Below are 26,964 nucleotides of genomic sequence, written 5' to 3' on the forward strand. Positions count from 1 at the left end.
AACTACTTATATGGACTTGAAGTTATAGATATTAACCCAAATCTTTCTTACCCGAATGAAAATAGTTTAAATCTAACCCCTCTGGCTTTAAAAGGAATTATTAAGTTTGAATTTTATACACCTATGCTAACAGCTATATTAATTGCGTTTGGTTTAACCCCCGCCGATTATTCCGTACAACCATTTGGCTCGGGCCTGATTAATTATACCTGGAAAGTAAGCGGGAAGCATAATGTTTACATTCTGCAGCGCATTAACAAAAATGTGTTTAAATCGCCGCAGGCCATTGCCCATAACTTAGTACTGTTGGGAAAGTATTTCGAGACCAATTACCCTGATTATCTTTTTGTTGCCCCTTTACCCGCAATTAATAAGCAATACCTGGCTGTGATTGATGAGGAGTATTACCGGTTGTCACCTTTTATCAAAAATTCACATACTGTTGATGCTCTTGAATTCCCGGAACAGGCATTTGAAGCGGCTAAACAATTTGGTAAATTCTCGCGGTTGCTTAATGGTTTTGATGCAGGGCAATTACAATATACGCTACCCGATTTTCACAATCTTAATTTAAGGGTAGATCAATTCAATGCCGCCTTACAAAATGCCCCGGCCGATAGGTTAAGTCAAACAATTGAGGAGGTTAAGGCCATAGCGGTAAATGCCGATATCGCGGAAACCTATCGCCGGATAGTACAAGACAAGCAAATCCCCCTGCGTGTAATTCACCATGATACTAAGATAAGCAACGTATTATTTAATGATAAAGGTGAAGGCTTGTGTGTGATAGACCTTGATACGGTAATGCCCGGATATTTTATTAGCGATCTAGGCGATATGATGCGTACTTATTTATCGCCCGTGACCGAAGAAGAACGCGATTTAGATCTTGTGCAAATTAACGAGGCCAATTTCGCGGCTATTTACAAAGGCTATATGCAGGAAATGGGCGATGTATTGACCGATGCCGAAAAAGGCCTGTTTATTTACGCCGGTAAGTTTATGATATATATGCAGGCGCTGCGCTTTTTAACCGATTTTTTAAACGGCGACATTTATTATCCAACCAACTATCAGGGGCATAATTTAGTACGGGCGCAAAACCAGCTAACCCTGCTTGAGCGGTATATACAATCCGAAGAAAAATTTAAGAAACTGATCAATATCAAATAAAAATAAATAATAACAGATAATAATGGCCCGTTTAATCAACCTTCTTTTTGCTTTTAGTTTTTGTATAATAACTACGGCAACATTTGCACAGGAAAAATATATATCGGGCCATAACAGCTGGAACCCCGACTCGCTGGGCAACCACCGTGCCGTAGTGAATGTACAGGCGCAAGGGCCCGCTGCCAAAGTAGTAATAGACTGGCGCCGCAGGGACAACCCGGCCGACAAGGCCATTATTGTGGTTGACGCGAAAACTAATAAGCGCGTACTGAATGTCAAAACCGAAAATATATCCCGTGAAAACGGAACAGTTTATTTCGAACCGACATCGGGTATAGGCAAGTACTATATTTATTATATGCCCTACAAGGTAAAGGCCGGGTCTAACTATCCCAATGCCATTTACGCTAAAATGCAAAATACTGCATCGTCTGAATGGTTGGCTAAAACCGGGCAGGCACGGCAGGCATCAGTTACTTATCTTGAATCGGTAAACGCTATGAATAGCTTTTATCCCATGGAAGTGATTGCTAACGCACGCGAGGTGCAAAAAATTACAGCGCTGAACCAGGACAAACCCTACTTAGTTTTCACCGAAGACCGCGAACATCCCATTAAAATGCCGCACGATCTGCCGCAGCGCTGGATTACCAAAGGTGTCACCGGGAGTTTTACAGGTACAGCGCTCAGAGGCGAAAACTTCAGTTATCAATTAGGTGTGTATGCCAGCAAACAGGACCTGCAAAATGTGAAATTAACCTTTTACCCTTTAAGCGATAATAAAGGCCATGCCATACCACCAGCAGGTGTGAGTTGCTTGAATACTGATGGAACTAAGTACGACGGTACACCACTAAGTAATACAGTGAACATAAGCAAAGGTGATGTACAGGCACTATGGTGCCTGGTTAATGTACCAATGCAAGCAGTTGCTGGTACTTATACCGGTATAGTAAATGTTAAAGCTGATAATGCCCCCCCAACTATCATTAAAATTACCATAGTTGTAAAACCGCAAATGGCTGTAAAAGGTGGGGTGAACGAGCCGCAAAAGCAAACCCGTTTAACCTGGTTAAACAGCACCCTGGCGCAAAAAAACGATGTGATAGCGCCATATACACCATTAACAGTTAACGGCAAGACGATCAGCCTGTTGGGGCGTAAAGTAATATTGGCCAATAGCGGTTTCCCGGATAAGATCCAATCCTTCTTTAACCAGGAAATGACAGGTATGTCCGACACGGCTAAGAATATACTTGGTGAAAATATTCACTTTCACATTGTCAGTGCTAAAACACACAAGGACATAGCGTTAAAGGGCGCAGATGAACCTGTTTTTAGGTTTGATGGGGGTGGTCATATCATTCGTGTTGATACGATGAAAAATGGCTTTATTTTCCAGGAAAAAACACCTGGAACGGTTACCTGGAACGCCATAAGTAAATCTAAAGAACTTGAGATGTTTGTTAGCGGTAGCATCGAGTTTGATGGCTATATGACTTATACAGTTAGATTAAAAGCTTTAGAAGATGTAGACCTTGACGACACCAAATTCCATATCCCTTTTGATAAAAACGCATCAAAATACCTGATGGGCTTAGGTCAAAAAGGAGGCTTGCGCCCTGATACCGTGAAATGGAAATGGGATGTAGCTACTAAAAATCAGGACGGCGCATGGATTGGCGAGGTAAATGCCGGGCTGCAATATTCCCTACGCGACGAGCATTACGTACGGCCACTAAACACCAACTTTTACCTGCAAAAACCTTTGGTGCTGCCCACATCGTGGGGGAACGGCGGCAAGGGCGGTATGATAGTTACCGTTAAGGGGAAAACCATGCTATCCGAAACTTATACCGGGCCGCGCAGCATGAAAAAGGGCGATGTACTATATTACAACTTCACCTTACTGGTTACGCCTTTCCATACCCTCAATACCGATTTCCAATGGGCAACGCGCTTTTATCATAAATACAACAACCTGGATACCATTAAGGCTACAGGTGCCACTGTGGTAAACATTCATCATGCTACGCCCATCAACCCTTATATTAACTATCCATTTATTGCGCACGATGCTATGAAAGCCTACATTACCCAGGCGCATCAAAAAGGGCTAAAGGTTAAAATATATAATACCGTGCGCGAACTGAGCAACAGCGCTTATGAAACCTTCCCCATGCGCAGCCTTGGGCACGAGATCTATTCTGCCGGAAAGGGCGGTGGTTACTCGTGGCTGCAGGAACATTTGGGTGACGATTATATTGCTGCCTGGTACGTCCCTGAAATTAAGGATGCTGCAATTGTGAATAGCGGCATGAGCCGCTGGCACAACTATTACGTGGAAGGCATGAACTGGCTGGTACAGAACGTAGGCATTGATGGTATATACCTGGATGATGTAGCATTCGATCGTATTACCATGAAACGAGTTAAACGCGTACTGACGCAAAACGGTCACCCGGGTATTATCGACCTGCATTCGGCTAACCAATACAATAAAAGCGATGGGTTTAACAACAGCGCCAACCTGTACATGGAGCACTTCCCTTACCTGAACCGCCTATGGTTTGGCGAGTATTTTGATTATGAAAAAAACAGTCCTGATTTCTTTTTAACCGAGGTTTCGGGTATTCCGTTTGGCCTGATGGGCGAAATGCTGCAAGGCGGTGGCAATCCATGGCGCGGCATGATATTCGGCATGACCAACCGCATGCCCTGGAGTGACAACGCCGATCCACGCCCTATATGGAAAGCCTGGGATAACTTTGGCATGCAGGGTACTAAAATGATAGGTTATTGGGTAGATAGCAATCCTGTAAAAACAAATAATCCTAAAGTGCTGGCTACCGTTTATAAAAAACAAGGCAAAGCTATGATAGCCATTGCCAGCTGGGCCGATAACGATACGTCTATCAAACTAACTATCGACTGGAAAGCTTTAGGTATTGATAGGGCGAAGGCAACTATTACCGCGCCCGGCATCAGCAACTTCCAACCGGCAAAGAGATTTGGCGTTGACGATGAGATAAGGGTACCTAAAGGAAAAGGCTGGATATTGGTAGTGAAGTAGGCTGTATTGTAATTTTTCGTTCACCTGCCAAGAGATTAGATCGATCGCATCAGTGTGGCCCGCAAAAATTAAACAGTAGCGTCTAATACGTTTAACGAAACAGGTATGGTAAAGTAAAAGGTACTGCCTACATTTTCCTTACTGTCAACCCAAAGGTTTCCGCCGTGTTTTAATGCAAAGTCATGACAGAGGTTCAACCCTAAGCCGGTACCTTTTTCGCCAGCGGTTCCATAGGTGGTATAGTTGGTGTTTTTATTGAATAGTTCGCCAATTTTATCCTGGGGTATGCCACAGCCATCATCCGTTACAGAAAATAAGATGTCTTTTCCATCGACTATAGCGGCTACGACGATCTTGCCGCCACTATTTGTAAATTTAACCGCATTGGAGAGCAGGTTTCGAATAATGGTTTCCAGCATGCCTATATCGGCCGTTAGGCTTAACCCATCAGGCACTTGCGAAGTAATGGATATCTTTTTCTTCACGGCCATGGGCTGCACAGTCTGCATGCATTTATAAACTACAGCGGCTACATCATCAATTTTTACGGGATTAAAACTAACCGCATTAAACTGCGATTTGGCCCAGGTAAGCAAATCTTCCAACAGGTTGTTGGCGTTAGATAGTTCCTGCTTCATCAGGGACAGATAGGCATGTACTTCATCCGCAGAGCTCGACTCAAAGTCGGTTAAAGTATGGTCCAATAACTGCAGGCTGCCCGATATCGGGTTTTTCAGATCGTGGCCAATAATAGAGAGCAGATTATTTTTTTGTTCGTTGGATGCGGTAAGCTGCGTATTTAAGGCCTTAAGTTCATTCTCGTGGAACTTCCTGGTTGTTACGTCCCTCATACTGCCTTCGGTGGAAATAATAACCCCGTTTTCAATGACAAGCCGGGCATTAACCGATGCGTAGCGTAACTGGCCGTCTTTGGTTTTCAACCGTGCTTCAAAGTCTATCACAAATCCCTGTGTGCGCAAACTTTCAATGATACGCTCGCGGTCCTGCACATAAAAATAGAAGTTTGCAACCGGCTGACCAATAATCTCACTACGCCGGTAACCGGAATATTTTTCGATAGAAGGGCTGATCTCAGTTACCAAACCATTCTGGTCGGTCTGGTAAAATACATCCTGCACATTTTCAAAAATGGTGCGGTACTTTTTCTCGCTAAGCACCAGGTCGTTTTCAATTTCCTTTCTTTTGGTAATGTCTTCTATTTGTGAGACGTAATAAAGCGGTTTCCCTGAACTATCGTAAAGCATAGTTGCAGCAATTACCACCCAAATAGTTTTACCATCTTTATGCAGGTAGCGTTTTTCGTGCTTAATCTTTTCTATCCTTCCGGCGCGCAGATCGTTCAGCGTGGTTATGGTATTGGCCAGGTCATCCGGATGGGTGATCGACTGCACTGTCATTTTTTTCATGTCCTTCTCGGAATAGCCAAGCATCTGACAAAGGCTCTTGTTTACCCTTTTCCATTTACCATCCGGCGTAATTAAAGCCATGCCGATAAGGGAATGTTCAAAGGCCAGTTTAAACTGTGTCTCGCTTTGAAATAGTTCCTCCTCTAAAAGCTTGTTCCGGGTAATATTAAATGCCACAGCCCCAACCATGTTACCTTCAGCATCCGTGAACGGAAATTTATATGTTTTATAAACTTGTGGGTGCCCCTGGTTATCCCTAATGGTTTGGTGGAAATTTTTCCCCTCCCCGGAATTTAATACCAGTTCATTATTTTCCTGAAAATGTCTGGCAATTTCCTGACCAAATATCTCTTTACTGCTTTTACCAATTACCCCATCTGTTAAATGGAAAGTATCGTAAAAGCATTTATTGGCATATTTAAGAACATTTTTGTGATCGGTGATCCAGCAAAGCCCGGGGAGTTCGTCCATAAAAAGCTGAAAACGCTTTTCGTTCATAAATATGCGGGTTTTATAACTCACATCTTCACTGGTCATCATCATCCCACCGATTTTTCCGTCATCTGTACGCCAATGCCTTACTTCCCATTGCAACCACATTACACTGCCGTCGGCACGTTCAAAGCGGTCGTTATCGCATTTTTGATCTTTTCCGCTCAGGCATTCGGCGTGGATCTTTTTCCAGCGTTCCTCAATTTCAGGAAACACCTCATAATGAGACCTTCCAATAAGCGGAACGTTTTCAAGGCCATAATACGTGATCCATTTTTCTGAAACAGCCAGATAGCGCATATGGGTGTCTACGATCGCCACAGGCAATGAAGAAACAGCAATAATATTTTGTAACGATGCGGAAAGAGTGCCCATTTTGGAAAAAAGGAAGTTAATAAAAATATCCTTGTCAAGGATACAAAAATCATTCCAGTAGAGGTTTATACGGTGGGCTCCCTCATAGGGTTTTCATATTATATAAAATAATTTCATCACACTTAATTTCGTTATCCTAAATTGCGGTTTTTGAACCTATTATTCTTTAGGCGCCAGTTAATAATCAGTAAGCAGTTTGTTTGCTTTCTCCCAGTATTTGTGGTAAAGCAACCTGGTGGTTACCACAGCATCGCCCACGGGCTTTACGGGGTAATCTTTCCGGGTATTTACCCATGCCCATTCCCAGTTTTTAATTTGACGGGTAAATGCATCCCTGTCTAACTTTTTTTTGCCGGCCAGGTCTAATTCCATTGCAGTAAAAAATTGCTCCCAACGGGGCTTGTAAAAATCATTGAACAGGCCGCTCCATTGTTTACATGCATATTCGTTCAGCGGGCAATCTTTGTCGCCCCAAAGGGTAATCAGGTCTTTGGCATTCAATTCATAAAGGGCCTTTTCATTTGGTGTCCGGCCCCAGCGCCGTGCGTCGGCAATCCATGGCCCAAGCAAAAACTCTTTACGTGTAGCAAGCAGTTTATCCATGTCTTGTATCAGCTCAATAAATTCGCCGCTATATTGTTTAAACTGCGACTTGTTTTTTTGATGGTAAGCTAATACCGCTTTGCGTTGTAGTGGCAGGGCATAATTAGCTAATACCTGCCGGGTTACATCAACCAGGTCAAACCTGAAACCATCACTCGCTGATAGGTAGGCGGTTGCATTTACCATAGCTTTCCAGGCAGGCAGCAGGTCCTGGGCCCGGTAGTTTAATGTTGTGCGGGCCCACCGGGTCAAACTATCGGTAGTAGGCCTGCCCTGGATAATGGATTCGGCGCCATCACGAATGTACCGCTCGGCAGGTACGCTATAAACCGTTTTTCTTAATATATCCCATGCAAGTAAGGCTTGCTCATTCTTTTTACCGTAACGGTTCAGCACATACTGTGGCAACCAGGTGTCCACGTTTATAGGTTGGTTTCGCCAGGTATTATCGGTTTGCAGCTCATATAATACCGGATTTTGTTCAATGCCTTCCATTGTTAAACCGATACCCTTCATGTTGCCGCTTTTGGGGTCGCTATAAGCCTCTGCCGGGGCATGCGCTGCCGCATCCATTCTGCCAAACAAGTTGGTATTAGCCCCAAAGTTGTTCAACATATTCCATATCCAGGGCTTGCCATAAAATGCACCGGTACGTTTCCACACGGGCTCAATTTCAGCGGCAAGGTCTAATATGATCATTTTATCATTTGGTATAGCTTTTAATAAAGCCCGGGTCTGTTCGTCTTTCCAAAACTTACGGTCACTATAAAATAGCCAGCCCTGCATTACCCACACAGCTGCCGTATCAGCCTGGCGCATGCCCTCATAAACCTGCGCGCTAAGTTTTTCCAGGTATTCAGGGGCATCAGATGGTGGTTCATTTTCATTAAAGGTATCCGCCGAATATAAATGGTCGGTGCCCAGTAATGCCGTTTGTTTTTGCAAAAAAAGTTTACCTATACGGGCAAACATAGGATCTGCAGAATCAAGTATATAAGTATCGGCGAAGCCATTTTTCCAGTTAGTGGCTTTAAGCTTCGCACCGGGAAATTTGTTTTTAAAAATAGCAGGTACATGGCCTGTAAATGCAGGCAATACAGGTTTCATCCCCAGTTCCCTTTCCCGTTGTATTATTTTCTTTTGCAGTTCAAAGTGATCTTTCATCCACTGTACTGGCAAGGGGCCTCCCCAGCCATCCATATTTCCCATCCAAAACCACGAAAAATAAGAAGGCCCTGTAAAAAAACCTTTCAAGTCCGCATCTGTAAATCCAAGCTCTTTATATATCAGGTACCAGGTATATTCTTCTCCCGTTATCGCCAGTGGCATATTTATGCCATGCAGGGCCATCCAGTCAATTTCCTTTTCCCAACGTGCCCAATCCCACCAGCTCATACTATAATTAAATGTGCAGTAGTTAAGATAATACCGGTACTGATAAGGGCTTTCTTTCCTGATTTTGACTTTTACCTGGGGTAATACCCGCGGCAATTTAAGGTTGGTGCCGTTCCAGGTAACCTGGCAATGGCAATATTCGGTTAAATAATAATAAAGGGCCGAGGCTATGGCGACGCCATTATTGCCTCTTAAAATAATTTTATGATCACGGCTTTCTAACTCAAAAGCATCGGGATGCTGTGCCGACCAGATAGGTTCAACCTTGAAAGCATTTGCATGTTGTGGTAGTATGCGGCTCACCAGCTCTTTTGCTGCTGCTGGTGTTAGCTGCGCCTTTGCACTAAAGGCCAGGCATAAGATACCAAACGTAAATAATAGGTTTTTCAAAATGCTATATGTTTATCAATAACTATTAGATAGTTGATGTTAGTCACTAAAATTTTAAAAATGTTTTTTTGCGATATAAAAAACGCATCAACAACAATTCTATTAATAATACACCAATCCATATCCCTGCCTGGTGCCATGGTTGCGGCATTTTATTAATAATACCGCCAAATAAATATTGCGAGGTAAATTCAAAATTTATCAGCCCTTCCGTAGCTACATAAATAAGTATGGCATTAGTGCCGATCCAAACAAAGGGCTGGCACCATTTTTTGTATCCGGCAACGTCAATAATACCGTAAAAAACGGAAAATAACAACAAGCTCCAACCGCCAGCATAAATGGCGAACGAGCTGGTCCACAACGTTTTGTTGATGGGGAAACTAATATTCCAAACCAAGCCTGTTATTACTAAAAGAATACCTGTAGCAAACATGATCAGCATTTTTTTAACCGGCGATAGCTTGTTATCTGCCTCCCATTGTAAAAAACGGCCGGTGAATAAGCCCATCATAGCCGTAGCAATAGCTGGTATTGTAGAAAGCAATCCTTCGGGATCATATACTTTCCGGTGTAATTTTCCCGGCAAAAAATGCTGATCTATATAGGCTGGAAGATTTTCGGCGGGACTTAATACCCCTGCGCCATAATGCGGTACAGGCACCCAAGCTACTAACATCCAATATCCTAACAAAATCAGGCCAAACCACACTAACTGCCAGCGGAATGACGCGTTCAGATAAATTATCGCGGCGAAAAAGCAAGCGAGGCCAATGCGCCCCAATACGCTGGCAAAGCGTGTCTGATCATACCCCTGAAACTTTAATAAGCCGTTTACCACCATACCCAGTAGTATTAACAGGCAGGTCCGTTTAAAAAGTTGTTGATAGCGTGCCCATGTAATTGCTTTAGCTTCCGCCTTTGATTGCGGCAGGGGCTTCCCATAAGAAAATGCCATGGAAATGCCTGCTATAAATATAAAAAGCGGGAATATGAGATCGTAAAACGTAAAACCGTTCCATGGCGAATGATGAAACTGGTTGCTAACGCCAACCATTAAACGCTCAGATATCGACAATCGTTCATCGGTATTTATGCGCCAGTTGGCAGCATTACGTGTTAAATTGTATTTAGCTTGTATCACACTGGCAATACCCTGAAATATTTGCTCGCCGCTAATTATCCAAAACATATCAAAGCCGCGCAAGGCATCAAGCGATAGTAGCCTGGGCTGCTTTTTTACAGGGTTGTCAATAGAAGTTGTTAATGAAGCCGACATCATGATGTGCTAAGATACATTCAAATAAAATAAGCAGGTTAATAAAAACCTCCGGCGAAAACTTTTCACCGGAGGTTTTTTATAGGCTAAACCCAATTAATAGCCAGGGTTTTGTACCAGGTTTGGATTGGTAGCCATTGCAGTGCTTGGTATAGGGAAGATACGGCGATAGGTATCGGTATTGGTTTTACCCAAGCCATAGCTTGTTTCAAATTTACCAAACCTGATCATATCGTTACGATGCCAGGCTTCCCAGGTAAACTCACGGCAACGTTCGGCATAAATATCATCAAGTGCAAGTGTTGTTAATGCAGCCGAAGTAGTACGGTTAGAGCGAACAGAGTTGATCAGCGATAATGCAGTAGCACCCAAAGTTGGAGCCCCTCCTCTGAAAATAGCCTCAGCTTTCATCATCACAATATCTGAATAACGGAATATAGGTACATCGTTATTTTGGTTACGGCTAATGGTATTGGTGTAATCCGGTAAATATTTAATGTTACGGTACCCTGTGTTCCAGGCAATTTCATCTTTACCCAAATCGTAAGATGTTGCACCCAGACGGGAAGTAGTAAGCGGTGTTAAATTTAACTGATAGGTATAAGATGCAGCGGGACTTGCTCCGGTATAAAACTGATTGTAACCCAAATTGGTTGTATTTACCATAATAGGTTGCCCGTCAGGCCAGTATTGCAGGCCGGTTAACCATTGCTTGTTACGCACGTCGTTAGGGTCGTTAAAGTAAGCATAAAACTCAGACGTGGTCATACGTGGGCCGCTTGGTTTCACATTATTCAGGCCGCTGCCGCTGCTTTGGTTCATGATCGGGTCGGTAATACCACCGGAGGTAGATCCTGAATACAGATAACGGATACCTAAGTTACGGTTCAGGTCGTACCTTGCCGGGAACCAATAGCCATTAGAGGTTGAAGCATCAAATGGAATAGCAAAAATAAATTCCTTTTGCCCGGGTCCGTTGGTGGGGTAAAACATTTGCAAATAGGTGCTCGCGGGCTCAATGGCGTATAATCCCGAGCTAATAATCTTGTCGCAAGCGGCTATACAGTCATCATAACGTGCAGTGCCTGTATAAACAGCGGCATTTAAATACATTTTTGCTAATATAGAATAAGCTAAATACTGCGTAGGTAAGCCATAAGTAGCTGTCCCGGTTGTTGTTTTTAAATATGGTATCGACGCTTTAAGCTCGCTTTCTATATAAGTAAACACTTTAGCACGCGGGCTATTGGTCTTTAAATCGGTAGCGCCATACAGCGTATCAAGCGGAACGTTACCATAGCAGTCCAACATCATAAAGTAGGCCAGCGCGCGCATGGTCTTCAATTCAGCAAGGCTGGTGTTTTTGGCCGCGCCTTCAGGTGCCGACGCCTTGATAACCGAAATGGTTTGGTTCGCAGTTCCTATCATATTGGTCATATAGCTCCATTCGCCGGCTACCCAGGCATTATCCTTTGTCCAGGTGTGTCGGTGCAGCTCCATGTATTTGTTGCCATCTATCCAATCCGTAGCAAAAATGGGGAGTACAGCTTCGTCGGTAGAGCAACTTTGTAAAAACCAATAACCCTGATAGTCGCTTCTTAAACTAATGTATATTGGGCCAGCTGCTGAAGAAAGTTGCGCCGCGGTTAGCGGATAAACGTCGGGTGTAAGTTCAGCCGTTGGCGGCGTTTCAATTTTGTGGCAGGAAGAGAATATAAAAGCCAGTACAAACAGGCTTGCTATTCCAAAAAATATCTTTTTCATGTCTTTAAAATTTCTTTTTAAAATGATACGTTAACACCGAATAAGAAGGTGCGTGTTTTAGGATAGAAGTTATTATAATCTATCCCCGGCGCTACACCGCCCTGGTTAATTTCAGGGTCAATTCCTTTGTATCCGGTTATGGTAAACAAATTATTTACTGACGTGTATACTCGGATATTACTGACATTTTTAAAAGGGGCTTTAAAATTGTAGCCCAGTGTGGCGTTGTCTAAACGGGCATACGATCCATTCTCAATATAACGATCTGAATAATAAGAGTTACGGGTATCTGAGATCTTATCGTTAGCTGCACTATTCAGGATATTGCTTGTAGCCGCACCTGCCGTGTAAGAAAGATCGGCACGGGTAGCATTAAATATCTTGTTGCCAAAAGTGCCGCGGATAAACACATTCAAATCAAGGTTTTTATATCTGAAGGTGTTGTTCCATCCCATAATAACACTCGGCTGTGCATTGCCTAAGTAAAAATAATCAGTACCTATGCCCGGCGCAGTAGTGGTAGTGCCATCCTTTTTGTAAAACTGAGAATTGCCAGTGGCATCTTTACCTGCATATTTTAAGGTAAAGAATTGGCCGATAGGGTAACCCACTTTAAGCAACTGCAGTGTAGCATTGGTTTGGCCTGGACCTTCTGGATCAGAATACCGTACCGAGTCGGGGTTGCCGTAAATCCCCTTTAAACTGGTAATTTTGTTTTTATTGTAGGCCATACTTATATTACTTGACCATGTAAAATCTTTTGCGTTAACTGGCGAAACGTTTAAAGTAACTTCGATACCTCTGTTGTTGATACTGCCGCCATTTGCGGTGATTGAACCACCAGGAACAAGTGCCGGAGGAACACTGTACCTGAAAAGCATACCAGTGGTGTTTTTATCATATATATCTACCGATCCAGAGAGTTTATTGTTTAAAATGGAAAAATCAATACCGATATTTTTAGTAGCTATTTTCTCCCATTTTAAATCAGGGTTTGAACCCTGAAAGGGGGTATAAGCTGAAGCCTGTACACCATTGTTATAATAAGTACCTGCCGCTACATAAAATAATTGCCCTGTGTATGCATTAATGCCTGCGGAGTTACCTGTTTCTCCATAGCTGGCACGCAATTTCAAATCGCTAAACAGGGTTTGGTTTTTCATGAAGTCTTCCTGTGTAATACGCCATGCCAAACCCACCGATGGGAAATAACCCCAGTGGTTATTAGCTCCGAAAATAGAACTACCATCGCGGCGTATCGAACCCTGGAACAGATATTTATCCTTATAGCTGTAGTTTAACCTTGCAAAATCAGATATCATTAAATATTTACTATAGGTAAGGTCGTCACCTACATTAATGCGATAATTTGCAATGGCATAAGGGTTACCTAAGCTAAGGTTTGAATAGCCGGTATAATCGGTAGGGAAATTTGTACTCGATGCTTTGAACCCATCCCCAAGGCTATTGTCCTGATAAGCGTAGCCCAGCACTGCCTCAATGTTATGATTGCCCAGCTGTTTTTTCCAGCTAAGGAAGGTTTCCAGCGTCTTTGTAGTATTTTCTAAGTTAGACCTTATGGCCGATCCATTTGCACCGAACAACGAACCAATAAGCGTGTGCGCCACGCCAATGGCAGGATCGGGATTGTTGTAAAAGTTTGATGTTGGGTATTTGCTAAAATAGCTGCCATAATATTCGCCATGTGCCGATGTGGTACGCTGGTACGACAAGTTAACATTATAAGTAAAGTTGAATGGTAATTTTAACTGGGTATTAAAGCTGCCTAACAATATATTCAATTTTGTTTCGTCCTGTGCATTACCCACTATAGCCAACGGGTTAAAATAACCAGTGTTATTAAGGTTTTCAAAATAACTGCCATCCGTATTGTACAACGGCGATACCGGCGAGTGCTTGGCTGCCTGTAGCAGCACAACGTTTTGCAAAGGCTCGTTGATGGAGTTGCTTGATGAGTTTGAAACGTTAAGGCTAAATTTCAGGTTATCATTTAAAGCATACTGCTCTAAATTTAAACGGCCTATTACACGCTCAAGCGAGCTTTCAGTAAGGATACCTTGTTTTTTAAAGTAGTTTAAGCTGGCGCTGTAAGTACTGTGCTCAGTCCCCCCGCTTAACGACAAGTTGTGATTGTGTGAGTACGCCGTTGAACGTTCTATCGCTTTCATCCAATCGGTATTAGCCCCTTTATCATCATTTGGCGAAAAAGCAGAGCTATTAGCGGTAATAAACGAGCGTAACTGATCGGCATTCATCAGATCTAATGTGTTGCTCACCTTTTCGGTGCCAAAGTACCCGCTATAGGTTGCCTGGGTTACACCTTTTTTTCCGCGTTTGGTAGTGATCATAATTACACCACTGGCAGCCCTGTTACCATAAATGGCGGTAGCGGCGGCATCTTTTAATACATCGATAGTGGCGATGTCGCTGGGGGCAATAGCGCTGATTTCAGCGCCGGGAACACCATCAATAACATAATAAGGCGCGCCCGGCATATTCACCGTTGATGCACCGCGTAAAATTACCGCGGCCGGTTTGTTAGGGTCGCCACTGGCGGTAACATTTAAGCCCGCTACTTTACCCTGCAGCAATTGCCCAACATCCGCTATGGCGCCTTTGTTTAAATCTTCCGCTTTCACGGAGGTAATAGAACTTGACAAAGTTTTTCGGGTAGCGGTACCATAGCCTACCACTACTACTTCATTAATGGCCGTATTGGCTTCGGCCAGTGTAACTTTATAATACTTTTCTGTAGTAACGGCCACTTCCTTTGTTGTATAACCTACCGAAGTAAATACCAGTACGTCACCGGCTTTTGCCACCACGCTGAATTTTCCATCGATACCTGCAGATGCCGATTTTGTAGTGCCTTTTACCACTACTGTTGCTCCGGGGATTGACATTCCTTTATTGTCAACTACCAAGCCGGTAATCCGGCTGTCGGTTTGTGCAAAAGATGTAACAGACAAGTTAATAAGGCATAGTAAGAGCAGCAAACGTAGCCACGTGCTCTTGTTGAAATTAAGGCTTGATCTCATAATTTAGTAAATTTGGTTCATATTAAATTGGTTGGTTGTTGGTATACGGATTTTAAAACTTAAGGTTAGCAGGCAGGTATTTTGCCAGCAGATCTTCGTAATAGGGTTTTAATTCATCCCAGCTTTTTTGATTGGGATTTTTAGAGTACAGATCGTAAGGGTTAAACAGGTTTACCCATTTAAACATTTCCTGATCGTGCCCGCTCATTAAATGGTTGTAGGCATTTTCGCGGTGTTGCGCATAAAAAGAATGATAACGCAGCATATATAGCCCTGGTTCGGGGATATAATCTTTCATCATGTGGTAAACATATTCATCGTGCCCCCACGACATGTGTACGTTATCTAAACCGCAGTTACGGGTATAAACCCCCAGTTCGGTGTTATAATCGGTGTTGTAACGGTCAGGGTTAAGCTCAAAAAATTCTGGATAAACAATTTTATCAGAAAAAGCGCAGCCTACGGGGAAAGTATCGCCTACTACAGCCCATTGCTGCTCGCCAAAAAGACATAATACCTTACCCATATCATGTATCAGCCCAACCAGCACCATCCAATCGGGGTGCCCATCGTTCCTTATTGCTTCCGATGTTTGCAGCAAATGCTGCATCTGGTCAAGGTCTGTATCAGGGTCTGAGTCATCAACAAGTTGGTTTAAAAAGTCGAACGCAGCCCATATAGGCATTTCTTTTTTATCAAACTTTAAAAAATCCGCTTTTTTGGCCATTACATATTCGTACGTTTGGAATGTGTGATTAAGGCGGTAAAACTCACGTACACCATCTTTTTCGGTTGCCTGGTAATTGCGGAACTCCTCGGCCTTTTTGTCTTCATTAATACTTGATGGGTCGGGATAGCGCTTAAGCAGATCGGCGTCCCAATCTTCAAGGCTGGAAAGCGGGCCACGGTTCTCGCCAGCTAAAGAGCTGTTGTTTGAATGCATAATGACAAATTATGTTTAGTTTTACTATTAATATTGTAATATTGACAGTTATCGGCATGTAGACTATTTTGCTACAAACAATTATTGGTTTATATGCGAAGTTCAATAAAATAGTTATTCATATATTATTATGTAGTAATAATATTTACGTAAACGATTTCGTAAATAAACAAGGCAAGCCCTTAATTCTATTGATTTATTATACTTTATGAGCGCCATAACGATAAAGCTACTTGCCGAACGATTACAATTGTCAACCGCTACAATTTCGAAAGCCTTATGCGATAGCCATGAAATAAGCGCAAATACCAAACAGCGCGTACTTGCGCTGGCCAAAGAACTTAACTATGTGCCCAACGCCTATGCCGGCAGCCTTAGGGGAAATAAAAGCAAAACAATTGCCGTATTGATCCCCGAAGTTGCTGACAGCTTTTTTTCACAGGCTTTAAATGGCATTGAAGAGGTAGCGTTGGCAAAAGGTTATCATACACTGATCTATTTAACACACGAAAAAATTGAAAGGGAAAAGGCTATTTTAAACGCGCTTGCCGGCGGGAGGGTTGACGGAGCTATTATGTCTGTAACGGTAGAGACCGATTCGATCGATCATATCAGGGAATTTAACCGCCAGCTTCCGGTTGTTTTTTTTGATCGGGTTTGCGAAGAAATTGATGCGGTTAAAATTACCACTAACGACTTTGAGTGTGGTTATAATGCTACACGACACTTAATTGAGGCGGGCTGCCGTAAAATTGTATTACTATCCGTATCGAATAGCTTATCAATAATTTCTGAGCGCAGCAAAGGCTTTAAAAAAGCTATAACCGAATATGGACTAAATGAGGATGATTGTAAAACTATTGATTGCACAGAAGACCCTATGCATAATTGTCAATTGATAAAAGATATGATGCAGGGGAATAACCGCCCTGATGGCATATTGGCTACTGTAGAAAAGCTAACAACCGAAATTTACCTGGTTTGCCAGCAACTAAATATCAATATTCCACGCCAGGTAAAAGTAGTATGTTTTTCCAATCAGTCTTCGGCTATTATACTTAACCCCACTTTAACCACTATTACTCAACCAGCCTTTGAAATGGGAAGGGCCGCGGCCTCCGTGCTGCTTAAACTTTTAAAAAACAACACCTTAATATTAAAAGAAGAATGTGCGGTTATTCCTTCAACGCTTAACATCCGGAATTCTACCACTGGCTATGTAAGCGAAGTTTAGGTAACTATATTGGCACCTGGGGAAGTCCTTTAACTATCAGTCTTTTATAATAGCTTGTAATTTAGCCGGAAAGGCCGCCTGTCCATCCAGGTTAATTGTTTTAAGGTTTTTTACGCCGTGGCCCTCTAACACATGCTTGTAGTAAACGGGCAGGCTGTTTCCCCAGGTTACCGAACTGTTCCGTATAGTAATATTACTTGCGGTATCTAAATAAAAGCCCGATGTGCCTGCGGCGAGCAACCCGTTTACCTTTGCCGGTCTGCGGTCATACACGCCGCCAGGTATGGCTGTGGTTTTATTAATCAGCAGGTCTACCTGGTCAAATACAACACCCGATATTTTGTCGGCAGATTCGGCACCAACATAAATACCATTTTCGCTTATCCCCTTAATATTGCTGAAGTATATATTACTTACTTTACCTACGCTGCCTTCGGTTTTTCCTTTCGGGAAGCGCCAGTTAGCATCTTTGTTATTACCATTCGCCCGTCGGTATGCTGTGACATAAATAGGCTCGGCCTTTCCCCACCATACATCAGAAAACAAGTGCGAATCGACTATAATATTAGAGAAAACTACATCAGTTACGGTGCCTTCATCCCGGTTTTGGATCCCAATACCCCGGTTGCTATTTTTAATAATGCAATTATTAACCACTACATGGCTAATGCGGTCCATGTTTTCTGAACCTATCTTAATGGCGCATGACCGCGACATCATGGTGCAATTGCTAACCGTAATATTTTCGCAGGCGCCAAATTCCTCATATTCGCGCCTGTTTTTTAAACAGATGCAGTCATCCCCCGATTCGATATAGCAATTGCTGATGCGCACATTCTTACTGTGGTCAAGGTCTATACCATCGCTGTTCCGCACTTTTACACTGTTAAGCAAAGTAATATTATCGATAGCGACATCATTACATCCCACCAGGTGCACCGTCCAATAGGCAGAATTACGAATAGCCAAATCGCGTATACGAATATTTTGCCCACCCACGATAGTTAACAAATGTGGCCGGGGATCTATTATATTAAAGGGTTTTAATACATACGAGTCTTCCAGTTCAGCCCCCATAAAACTAATTCCATTGCCATCCAGCGCCCCTGTACCGCAAATGGTGACATTACTTAAGTTTTCACCTCCTATCCAAATGGTGCCTTCACCTTTATTATCCCTGAAAGCACTTTTTTTGTAAACATGCTCATCGGGGCTTGCAAGTACACGCCCGTTTACTTCAAATACTATATTAGATTTGAGATTGAACGGGCCGCTCATAAATTCCAGTCCGGTAGGTACTATAACCCGTCCGCCACCTGCTTGGGCACATGCATCTATCGCTTTTTGAATAGCTATAGCATTGTCTGTTCTTTTATCGGCAATTGCCCCATAATCGGTAATATAAAAATCGCGATACTGCTTCTTCTGAGAAAACAACTGTGTTCCGATTAGCACGAGGAATACTAATGGCGCATAACTTTTAAAATATTGGCTTAACATAGTTATGGGGTTAATGATGAGGGTTGATCAATTGGTTGGGCAGCCCATGTTTTATTGGGCGTATGGGTTAAAAATAGTTCTAAAACACCCCCGTTCTTTATCATGTTATGAGTAATATAGTTTTTACTATAAGGCCTGCCATTAAATTTAGCGGAGGCTATATACACAGCATCGTTTGATTGTGTATGCGTGAGTACTTTAAAATGCTTACCATTAGGTAACCGGATGCTATATTGCCGGAACAAGGGAGTGGTTAATAAGTATTGGTTGGAAACGGGGTTTAAAGGATAAAACCCTAAAGCACTTAAAACATACCATGCCGACATTTGCCCGGCATCATCATTCCCGCTAAGGCCACCTGGCCCGTCGGTATACTCATCTTCCAGTATTTGCTTAACCCTTAATTGCGTTTTCCAGGGCGATGCCGTATAGTTATACATAAAAGGTATCTGATGTCCCGGCTCATTGCCGTGCCAGTATTCTCCCGACTCGAAAAGCCGGTCCAACGCAGTTTCCAGCTTGTCCGGGCCACCCATTAACTTGGCAAGCCCTTTTACATCCTGTGGTACATAAAATGTGTACTGCTGGGGGGTCCCCTCGGTAATATAAGGCTCTTTAGATGCCGGCCTGAAAGGTTTGTACCAGCTTTTGTCGGTATAACGGCCCCTAACCATGTTTACCGATGGATCGAAAACATTACGGTAATTAAAACTCCGGGCTAAAAGGGCCTCTTTATCGGCGTTCTTGTTTAAATCTGCAGCCACGCGGCTCAGGGCATAGTCATCATAAGCGTATTCCAGTGTGCGGCTAACCTGTTCTTTTTTGTGGAAAGCCTCAGGCACAGAATCTTCTAACGGTATATACCCATATTTAAGATACGATGCGAGCGCCCGCCTGCCTTTTCCATCCTTATAATCTACTTCGCCCGGGGTGTCAAAAGCATTTTGACGCATGAGCCGGTACGCTGATGTTATATCATAATTACGGATGCCTTTCACCCAGGCCGATGCAATAAACGCGGTTACGTGGTCGCCAATCATAGCAGCAGTGTAGCTATTCCAGCAGGGGAAAATGGGCAGCCAGTTCCCCTGTTTTCCTTTCAGGATCATAGACTGTACGCAATTATTAATGAGACCGGGCTTCAAAACCTCGAACAAGGGCAGTTGGGCGCGATAAATATCCCACATTGAAAAATCGTCAAAATACTCGCCACCAATTATGCGATCAATTTTGTAATTGCCCGAAAACTGTGGATAGGTGCCATTTACATCATTATACAAGCGTGGCAATTGCATGCTGTGGTACATAGCGGTATAAAATATCCGTTTATGCTGCTGGTCAGGTGTTTGTACCGTTACCTGGCTCAGTGCTTTTTGCCATATCCTTTTGTTTTGCGCCATAAGCGCTTCAAAATCCCATGTTTTTATTTCAGCCTGCAAATTATTGAACGCACCCATCAAACTACTAAAGGATGTGCCTACCCGGATGCGTAATTTTTGGCCCCGCTGCATTTTAAAGCCAATATAAGCCCCCATATCCTTCTCATTTTTAAGGCTATCTGCCTTAATCCTACGGTTGCCCGTATACATCCCAAATAAAGAGATCCCTTTTTCAACTTGTATGACAAAATATCCGCTGAACCCCGCAGGCTTCCCCCAACCCTGGTAAATACGATGGGCGGGGTTATATCCCCATATTAAGCCTTTTTTTGTATCAACCTTTATAAAACCTTCGTTACGGTCGCTGTTTGGCGTGATCAATAAATAAAGACTATCCGTTTTTTGAGCAGTAAATTGCAGCATGCCACAACGCCGTGTAGCGGTTATTTCTGATAGTAAGTTATATGATGGCAGGCTTAACCGGTAATAATAAGGTGTTGTCACCTCATTATCATGCAAAAAACCGGTACGGTATTCAGCTGCTAACGTTTTAAGATGGCCGGTAAGCGGCATAATTGTAAAACTGCCATAATCCTGCGTGCACGAACCGCTTAACCAATGGGTAGCCCTAAAACCGGTAAGTTGTTTGTCGGCATACACATAGGGCGGCTGGCATTTAGTTTCTGATTGCCGGGTTTCCGCGGTCCATTGCGTCATGGCAAAAGGGAGCGTTACCGCAGGGATGGTATTTGCATTTAACTCGGTGCCGTTGCCATGCTTTAAAGCAGCCCTGGTTGTTGCCGGTGCTGTACCCGACAAAGGTTGCACATAGGAAACAATATCCTGCGCGCGCAATTTAGTGGCAACGGCCATACTGGCTATATAAATAATCAATATGTATTTATTCTTCATTTTATGCTAACTGTGAAACGATTGCCGGAAAACTTTGGTTGGCTATGCAGATTACCTATTATAATTGATGCACGAATGTATTAACTAAGCAACCTTTAATTTAAAAACCGATGTAATTTAATTACGAAATCGTTTAAGAAGCAAAGAACCATATCAATTCACTTCACTATTTCGATTCGTATATCAACAAAAAGCCCGGCTTGTGGCCGGGCTTGTAAATTAATTTATGGTTTATCCGGCGTCCCTGCCGGTGCCGTTAGCTTCGGTAAAACGGTTACGCCGTATTTTTTATAACTCTCATACGAAGTTTTGATATAGTTGATCACCTCGTAATCGTTCCATTTCATCAAATCATCGTGTAGCGGCCTGAAGGCATCCATAAATTTACCTACCTCATCATCCGGCAAATTGGTGATTCGTTTAACCAGTGCTCTGTTATATTTGCGGTTATCCTGCGCAGCTTCCTCATCTTTTTTAGACATTTCAGCAAAATGGCGGGCATCGCGGGCATCCTTACCAAAAATTGAATACAAAGCGTTTATCGGAGAGCTTATTGCAGACAAAGCAGATGGTTTGCCGTTATAATAAACCCCCTTTTTGCGATAATCGTTCATAATGCTGTTTAACTCCTGCTGCTTAGTTTGCCCTTGTATATTCACTTGCTGCAGCATTACCACCGGCTGCAAAAACATCACCATATCGGTTAAGGCAATAACCGGTGTTTTAACTGTAGTAAACTGGTCTTTACTAAACTCAATGGTATCGCCAAGTGCGGCCTTAATGGTAAAACTGCCCAGGTCATCTGTCATTAAAAAAGCGCTGGTACGTTTATTAAGCACTTTAACCTGTGCTACGCGTACAGATGTACCCTTTGTGCAAACAAACCCACTGATATCATGCACCAATTGGGCTTTAGCATTAAAACAAAAGGCGCAAATGGTTAGTAATAGTATCCCTATTTTATATTTTAAAAGCATCGTGTTATTCCCACCGTAAACATAATAATTGTAAAACACTTCAATTGCTAAAAAATGTTAAACTATCCACATCGCACTATCAGCGTATTAAACGTCATCACAAATATATTTCCTATCTTTGCGCATGATAAAATCCATGACAGGGTATGGAACCGCCAGCTTTGACTCGGGCACAACAAAATATACTGTTGAAATAAAATCCCTGAACAGTAAGTTTCTTGAACTTTCTCTTCGTATCCCTAAAAATTTTTCGGATAAGGAATTTCAGCTGCGCACCGAATGCAATAAGCAAATTGAACGGGGTAAAGTTAACCTTTCTATCAATGTCGAAAAAACTGATGCTACCGTAAAAGCCGCTGGTATAAATACCCAATTGCTTAAACAATACTTCGATCAGCTTAAAGCTGTTAGTATAGATTTAAACGAGCCATCGGGCAATTTATTACAATTGGCACTGGGGTTACCAGATGTAGTACGGTTTGATGAGGATAGCGTATCTGAAGAAGAGTGGAAGATAGTAGAAAAAACTTTTCAGCAGGCTTTAAAAAACTTTCAGCAGTTCCGCGCTGATGAAGGCATTGTTTTAGAACAGGATGCGAAATACCGCATAGGCTTAATTTTAAACAACCTTAAAGCCATTGAAGTTGAAGAGCCGAAACGTGTACCTGTAATACGCGAACGCCTGAACCAGTTTTTAGCTGATGCCGTGGGCAGGGAAATTGTTGATCAGAACCGCCTGGAGCAGGAATTGATCTATTACATTGATAAACTGGATATCACTGAGGAAAAAACCAGGCTTATCACACACTGCAATTATTTCCTCGAAACGCTGCAAAGTGCCGATGCCAATGGTAAAAAGCTGGGCTTTATATCGCAGGAGATCGGTCGCGAAATAAATACCATAGGTTCAAAAGCTAACGACGCCGGCATACAAAAGCTGGTTGTAGGCATGAAAGAAGAACTTGAAAAGATAAAGGAACAACTCCTTAATGTATTATAGTCATCGGTTATTGGTCATTAGTCATTAGGTATTCCTTTCGACTACGGGCCGACACCAATGACGAATGACGAATGACAAATGACCAAAGAAGGCAAACTCATCATATTTTCGGCACCATCGGGGGCAGGTAAAACAACCATTGTACACCACCTGCTTAAAAAAATCCCTGAACTGGAGTTTTCTATTTCGGCCACTACACGCGAACCGAGGGGCGATGAAGTTGATAAAAAGGATTATTACTTTATAAGCAAAGAAGAATTTCTGCACCGTATAGCTAAGAAGCAATTTGTTGAATTTGAGGAAGTTTATTCGGGTACTTTTTATGGCACCCTGCGGGTAGAGATTGAACGCATATGGGCCAAAGGTAAAACCGTAATATTTGATATTGATGTGGAAGGCGGTATGCACCTGAAACGCAAGTACGACGGACAAGCGCTGGCTATATTTGTACAGCCGCCATCGTTAGACGTATTGAAACAACGCCTGTCTGCACGTGGCACTGATAGCGATGCAAAACTGCAGGAGCGCTTTGACAAAGCTGAAAAGGAATTGAACTACGCTCCGCAATTTGATATTATCCTTAAAAATTACGATCTTGATACGGCGTGCAAAGAGGCGGAAGAATTGGTTAAGTCTTTTTTGAGTTAGCGGTTAATTATACTGCTAACTACAAACTAACAACTGCAAAACTATCATGAAGATCGGCTTATTTTTCGGCTCGTTCAACCCAATTCATATCGGGCATTTAATTATTGCCAATTATATGGCCAACTATACCGAACTTGATAAAGTTTGGCTGGTAGTTTCGCCACAAAACCCGTTTAAAAAATATGGCGACCTGGTTAATACCTACGACCGCCTGGAGATGGCCAAACTGGCTACCGATAATTCGGACAGCATTAAAGTAAGCGATGTGGAATTAAAGCTCCCCCAACCATCGTATACCATTGATACCCTCACCTATCTGAAAGAAAAGTACCCCCAGCATGAATTTGCCATTATTATGGGGTCGGATAATTTAGCCAGTTTGCATAAATGGAAAAATTACAAGCTTATCCTGCGCGATTATCGCGTATTTGTATATCCCCGTCCCGGTTATGAGAATGCTGAACTGGCATCGCACCCGTCAGTAACCATCACTATGACACCACAGATGGAGCTTTCGGCCACCTTCATCCGCAAATCATTAGCAGAGGGTAAGAACATCCAATATTTTGTCCCCGATCCCGTTCTACAGTTTATAGATAGTAAGAGTTTGTATAAACATTAAGCTTAAATTCAACCACAGAGTACCCTGAGATTTTACACGGAGATCACTAAGGGATTTCTAAATCCTTCTAACTCCATGTACTCTGTGGTTGTCCTTTGTGACCTCTGTGGTTAAATCGCCATTACAATTTCCTAACTTTACGCCGTGAGCGAAAAAACCATCCTGAAACTGCAATTACCTACCGACCCGCTATGGGTTAAAAATGTGGTGGAAAGTAATATTGAAGAATTACTGACCGATCATGCTTTTTGCGAGCAGAAAGCTGCCAGTAACGCCATAACACTGATCGTACAAAACCCCAACCTATCTGACCTGGTACAGGAGATGGCCTTATTGGTGCAGGAGGAAATGGACCACTTTAAGCGTGTGCATGATATTATTATTGAACGTGGGTTTACCCTGGGCCGTGAGCGCAAAGATGATTACGTGAACGAACTGCGCAAGTTTATCATCATAGGCGGTGGCCGCGAAGCACAACTGATAGACCGCCTTTTGTTTTCAGCTATGATAGAGGCCCGCAGCTGCGAGCGTTTTAAGGTGCTTTCTGAAAACATTAATGATGTCGAACTATCTAAATTCTATCACGAGTTAATGATCAGCGAGGCGACACATTATTCTATGTTCATTCGCCTGGCTAAAAAATATGCCGTTGAGGTTGATGTAGACAAGCGCTGGAAAGATTTCCTGGAATATGAAGCCGAAGTGATACAAAACTACGGCAAAAACGAAACCATACACGGGTAAGGAAGCCTAAGCAGAAGGGTAAAAGCTTAAAGCTTTTCTTTACAAGTGCTAAAATTCTTTTAGCTTTATGCTTTCAGCATTAAGCTTAGATAAATGAAAAAACTCCTGATATTTTGCCTGCCCCTGGCTTTGCTTTACGCCTGCGGCGAGAAACCTCATAAAACCGAATTGATTAACGACAAAGGCAGCGATAGCCTTACCATTACCAGCCTGCGCGATACTTTTAATAAATTTAAGGGAAGCTATTATGTTTCGGCGATGGTTAAGAACCTGGGTAAAACCAAAGCCGAAAATTTTATGGTACAGGCTAAGTATATTGATAAAGTCGGCGATATTGTAGCTGAAACATCAAGTGGTGCGGGTAAAACCATTGCACCCGGCGATAGCTTGTTGATAGAAAACACTTACGATTTCCAATCATACAATAACGTGCCTTATAAGGTTAAGGTATCCGTGAAGAGTATGTTTTAAGCCCCAGCCCCTACAGTAGCGTAATACTGAAATTGTTACCGATAAGCGGCAATTAATTAGTCATCACTTTAAACTACTATCTTTCCAGCAACGTAAAACTATCTTTATCGGCATCGCAAACCGGGCAGGTGTAGGCGCTTATATCCGTAAATAATGTACCCGGGGATATTCCATTTTGTTGGTCCCCATAGGTTTTATCATAAATTGTCATACAATGCATGCATTGGTAAAGCAGGGTATCAATTGCAGGCTGTTCTTCGGTTTCATTAATTACCGGTACCAGTAGGTTGGTTTTATTTTGCGAAAGATTATAATAGCTATTGCATAGTTCAATCAGTTGCTGAACCAGATCTATCCTTTTAACACGCCTTTTATAAGAAATATATTCTTTTGAATTCGGATTAAAATCCACTGTGTGCAATATCTCGAACGTGCCCGATGGCTGCGTTTTTATAATAATGGAGCCCAGCAAACCAGTTTTGGGTTGCGTTTTTATGGCAAAACTTAAACGATAGGTACGCAGGTCTGCCTCTTCAAACTCGCGTACCAGCTGTTGTTTTAAGGTAAGCCCTTCTTCACACATATCTTCTATCTGCCAGTTCAATTCGTTTGAGGCATGACGAATATTTAATCGATACCTGTCAAGAATAAGTCCCCAATCATTGCGGTCGTCCGGCTCAATGCCTTTTATCAGGATCGATTTCCAGGGTGTGGTATACAATTGCCCTATCCTGGTTTTAAGGCAAAGGTTACATATATCTTTTAAAAACGGTATCTCAAAAAGTTCGTTACGGCGGTAAATACCCAGCCAATATTTGTTGGCATAACGGTTAAAGCCTTCGTAATAGGGCAAATAAAAATCGGGTAATTGAAGCGGCGCAATCAGTGGCTGCATAGGCATGGCTGAACCCTTGGTCATTTTCTCGAAAAAAAGCTGTTCATCAATGTGCGGTACATCATAAAAAAGGGCTTTATTTTTCAGGATAACGTCTTCGGTCTTTTTACTGATAGATGGAATATCGTCTGAGTAAATAAGCGACGGCCAGCAATAAAACCGGCTGGTCTTTGGAAACCGGATATACAAGTACCAGTAATTACTAACGTCCGAACTTATAAAGTTAAAATTCCCGCTAAAGAACGGGATAAAGGTCTGGTGCCGGTCTATCAGGTTTATTTTTAACTGTGGACGGTAAGTAAACAGATCGAAAATATCTTTGTAAACACCCTCGCGTAACCAGCTTTCGTGACTAAAAATGGTATCGCATATATAAGAACTAATGATATTGGGGTGTTTATCGGCATCAATCTCATAAGCAATACCTGCCCGCAGCATTTCCAGCTCCATATCCTCCAGTTCATCACCATTAATGGTAAAAAACAATTGCTGGCGGTTACCAAAACGGATATGCCGGGCACCTGCATTTTCAGCAATCACCAATATCTCGTAAAGATCGCCCGCCGATACAACACCACCCGGCAAATTTATTTTAATGAGATGCTCCAT

The 26,964-nt window shown here is 42.6% G+C and carries 18 protein-coding genes; 8 read left to right on the forward strand and 10 right to left on the reverse strand.

Annotation, left to right across the window (positions count from 1 at the left end; genetic code table 11):
* Positions 1 to 123 precede the first annotated feature (123 nt).
* Positions 124 to 1,173 carry a phosphotransferase enzyme family protein gene (locus IRJ18_RS18455; protein WP_194107766.1) on the forward strand — a complete coding sequence of 350 codons (1,050 nt, stop codon included), beginning with the start codon at positions 124 to 126 and terminating at the stop codon, positions 1,171 to 1,173.
* Between the two features lie 22 nt (positions 1,174 to 1,195).
* Positions 1,196 to 4,246, forward strand: a complete 3,051-nt coding sequence (locus IRJ18_RS18460) for a glycoside hydrolase domain-containing protein (RefSeq protein ID WP_228072942.1) — start codon at positions 1,196 to 1,198, stop codon at positions 4,244 to 4,246.
* 68 nt (positions 4,247 to 4,314) lie between these two features.
* Here IRJ18_RS18460 and IRJ18_RS18465 read toward each other — a convergent pair whose 3' ends face one another.
* From IRJ18_RS18465 to IRJ18_RS18490, 6 genes are all read right to left on the reverse strand, one after another.
* Positions 4,315 to 6,540, reverse strand: coding sequence for a PAS domain S-box protein (locus tag IRJ18_RS18465; RefSeq protein WP_194107767.1), 2,226 nt, complete (start codon positions 6,538 to 6,540; stop codon positions 4,315 to 4,317).
* Positions 6,541 to 6,717: 177 nt separating this feature from the next.
* Positions 6,718 to 8,928, reverse strand: a complete 2,211-nt coding sequence (locus IRJ18_RS18470; RefSeq protein WP_228072943.1) for an alpha-N-acetylglucosaminidase — start codon at positions 8,926 to 8,928, stop codon at positions 6,718 to 6,720.
* A gap of 46 nt (positions 8,929 to 8,974) precedes the next feature.
* The gene (locus IRJ18_RS18475; protein ID WP_228072945.1) at positions 8,975 to 10,210 is read right to left on the reverse strand and encodes an acyltransferase family protein; all 1,236 of its coding nucleotides are present in this window, start codon (positions 10,208 to 10,210) and stop codon (positions 8,975 to 8,977) included.
* 93 nt (positions 10,211 to 10,303) lie between these two features.
* Entirely contained in the window at positions 10,304 to 11,971 is a 1,668-nt protein-coding gene (locus tag IRJ18_RS18480) for a RagB/SusD family nutrient uptake outer membrane protein (RefSeq protein WP_194107768.1), read from the reverse strand.
* Between the two features lie 17 nt (positions 11,972 to 11,988).
* Complete coding sequence (locus tag IRJ18_RS18485) at positions 11,989 to 15,030, reverse strand: SusC/RagA family TonB-linked outer membrane protein (RefSeq protein WP_194107769.1); 3,042 nt, start codon at positions 15,028 to 15,030, stop codon at positions 11,989 to 11,991.
* A gap of 52 nt (positions 15,031 to 15,082) precedes the next feature.
* Positions 15,083 to 15,973, reverse strand: coding sequence for an inositol oxygenase family protein (locus IRJ18_RS18490; protein ID WP_194107770.1), 891 nt, complete (start codon positions 15,971 to 15,973; stop codon positions 15,083 to 15,085).
* Between the two features lie 208 nt (positions 15,974 to 16,181).
* Between IRJ18_RS18490 and IRJ18_RS18495 the strand changes: the two genes are divergently transcribed.
* Positions 16,182 to 17,207 (forward strand): LacI family DNA-binding transcriptional regulator, encoded by a 1,026-nt coding sequence (locus IRJ18_RS18495; RefSeq protein ID WP_194107771.1) that lies wholly within the window; start codon positions 16,182 to 16,184, stop codon positions 17,205 to 17,207.
* Positions 17,208 to 17,243: 36 nt separating this feature from the next.
* On the opposite strand, the gene IRJ18_RS18500 is transcribed toward IRJ18_RS18495, so the two are convergent.
* From IRJ18_RS18500 to IRJ18_RS18510, 3 genes are all read right to left on the reverse strand, one after another.
* Complete coding sequence (locus IRJ18_RS18500) at positions 17,244 to 18,707, reverse strand: glycoside hydrolase family 28 protein (RefSeq protein WP_194107772.1); 1,464 nt, start codon at positions 18,705 to 18,707, stop codon at positions 17,244 to 17,246.
* 2 nt (positions 18,708 to 18,709) lie between these two features.
* A complete protein-coding gene (locus IRJ18_RS18505; RefSeq protein WP_194107773.1) occupies positions 18,710 to 20,998 on the reverse strand; it encodes a GH92 family glycosyl hydrolase in 2,289 nt (762 codons plus the stop codon).
* A gap of 224 nt (positions 20,999 to 21,222) precedes the next feature.
* Positions 21,223 to 21,975 (reverse strand): hypothetical protein, encoded by a 753-nt coding sequence (locus IRJ18_RS18510; RefSeq protein WP_194107774.1) that lies wholly within the window; start codon positions 21,973 to 21,975, stop codon positions 21,223 to 21,225.
* A 124-nt stretch (positions 21,976 to 22,099) separates the two neighbouring features.
* Between IRJ18_RS18510 and IRJ18_RS18515 the strand changes: the two genes are divergently transcribed.
* From IRJ18_RS18515 to IRJ18_RS18535, 5 genes are all read left to right on the forward strand, one after another.
* Positions 22,100 to 22,975 (forward strand): YicC/YloC family endoribonuclease, encoded by an 876-nt coding sequence (locus IRJ18_RS18515; RefSeq protein WP_228072947.1) that lies wholly within the window; start codon positions 22,100 to 22,102, stop codon positions 22,973 to 22,975.
* A 78-nt stretch (positions 22,976 to 23,053) separates the two neighbouring features.
* Positions 23,054 to 23,623, forward strand: a complete 570-nt coding sequence (gmk, locus tag IRJ18_RS18520) for a guanylate kinase (RefSeq protein ID WP_194107775.1) — start codon at positions 23,054 to 23,056, stop codon at positions 23,621 to 23,623.
* Positions 23,624 to 23,669: 46 nt separating this feature from the next.
* The gene (gene nadD / locus IRJ18_RS18525) at positions 23,670 to 24,245 is read left to right on the forward strand and encodes a nicotinate (nicotinamide) nucleotide adenylyltransferase (RefSeq protein WP_194107776.1); all 576 of its coding nucleotides are present in this window, start codon (positions 23,670 to 23,672) and stop codon (positions 24,243 to 24,245) included.
* A gap of 144 nt (positions 24,246 to 24,389) precedes the next feature.
* Positions 24,390 to 24,989 carry a tRNA-(ms[2]io[6]A)-hydroxylase gene (gene miaE / locus IRJ18_RS18530; RefSeq protein WP_317174103.1) on the forward strand — a complete coding sequence of 200 codons (600 nt, stop codon included), beginning with the start codon at positions 24,390 to 24,392 and terminating at the stop codon, positions 24,987 to 24,989.
* A gap of 93 nt (positions 24,990 to 25,082) precedes the next feature.
* A complete protein-coding gene (locus IRJ18_RS18535) occupies positions 25,083 to 25,460 on the forward strand; it encodes a hypothetical protein (RefSeq protein ID WP_194107777.1) in 378 nt (125 codons plus the stop codon).
* Positions 25,461 to 25,536: 76 nt separating this feature from the next.
* Here the strand turns inward: IRJ18_RS18535 and IRJ18_RS21165 are convergent, their stop codons facing one another.
* Positions 25,537 to 26,964, reverse strand: coding sequence for a rubredoxin domain-containing protein (locus tag IRJ18_RS21165; RefSeq protein WP_194107778.1), 1,428 nt, complete (start codon positions 26,962 to 26,964; stop codon positions 25,537 to 25,539).

The sequence above is a fragment of the Mucilaginibacter boryungensis genome, assembly GCF_015221995.1.
GTDB lineage: Bacteria > Bacteroidota > Bacteroidia > Sphingobacteriales > Sphingobacteriaceae > Mucilaginibacter > Mucilaginibacter boryungensis.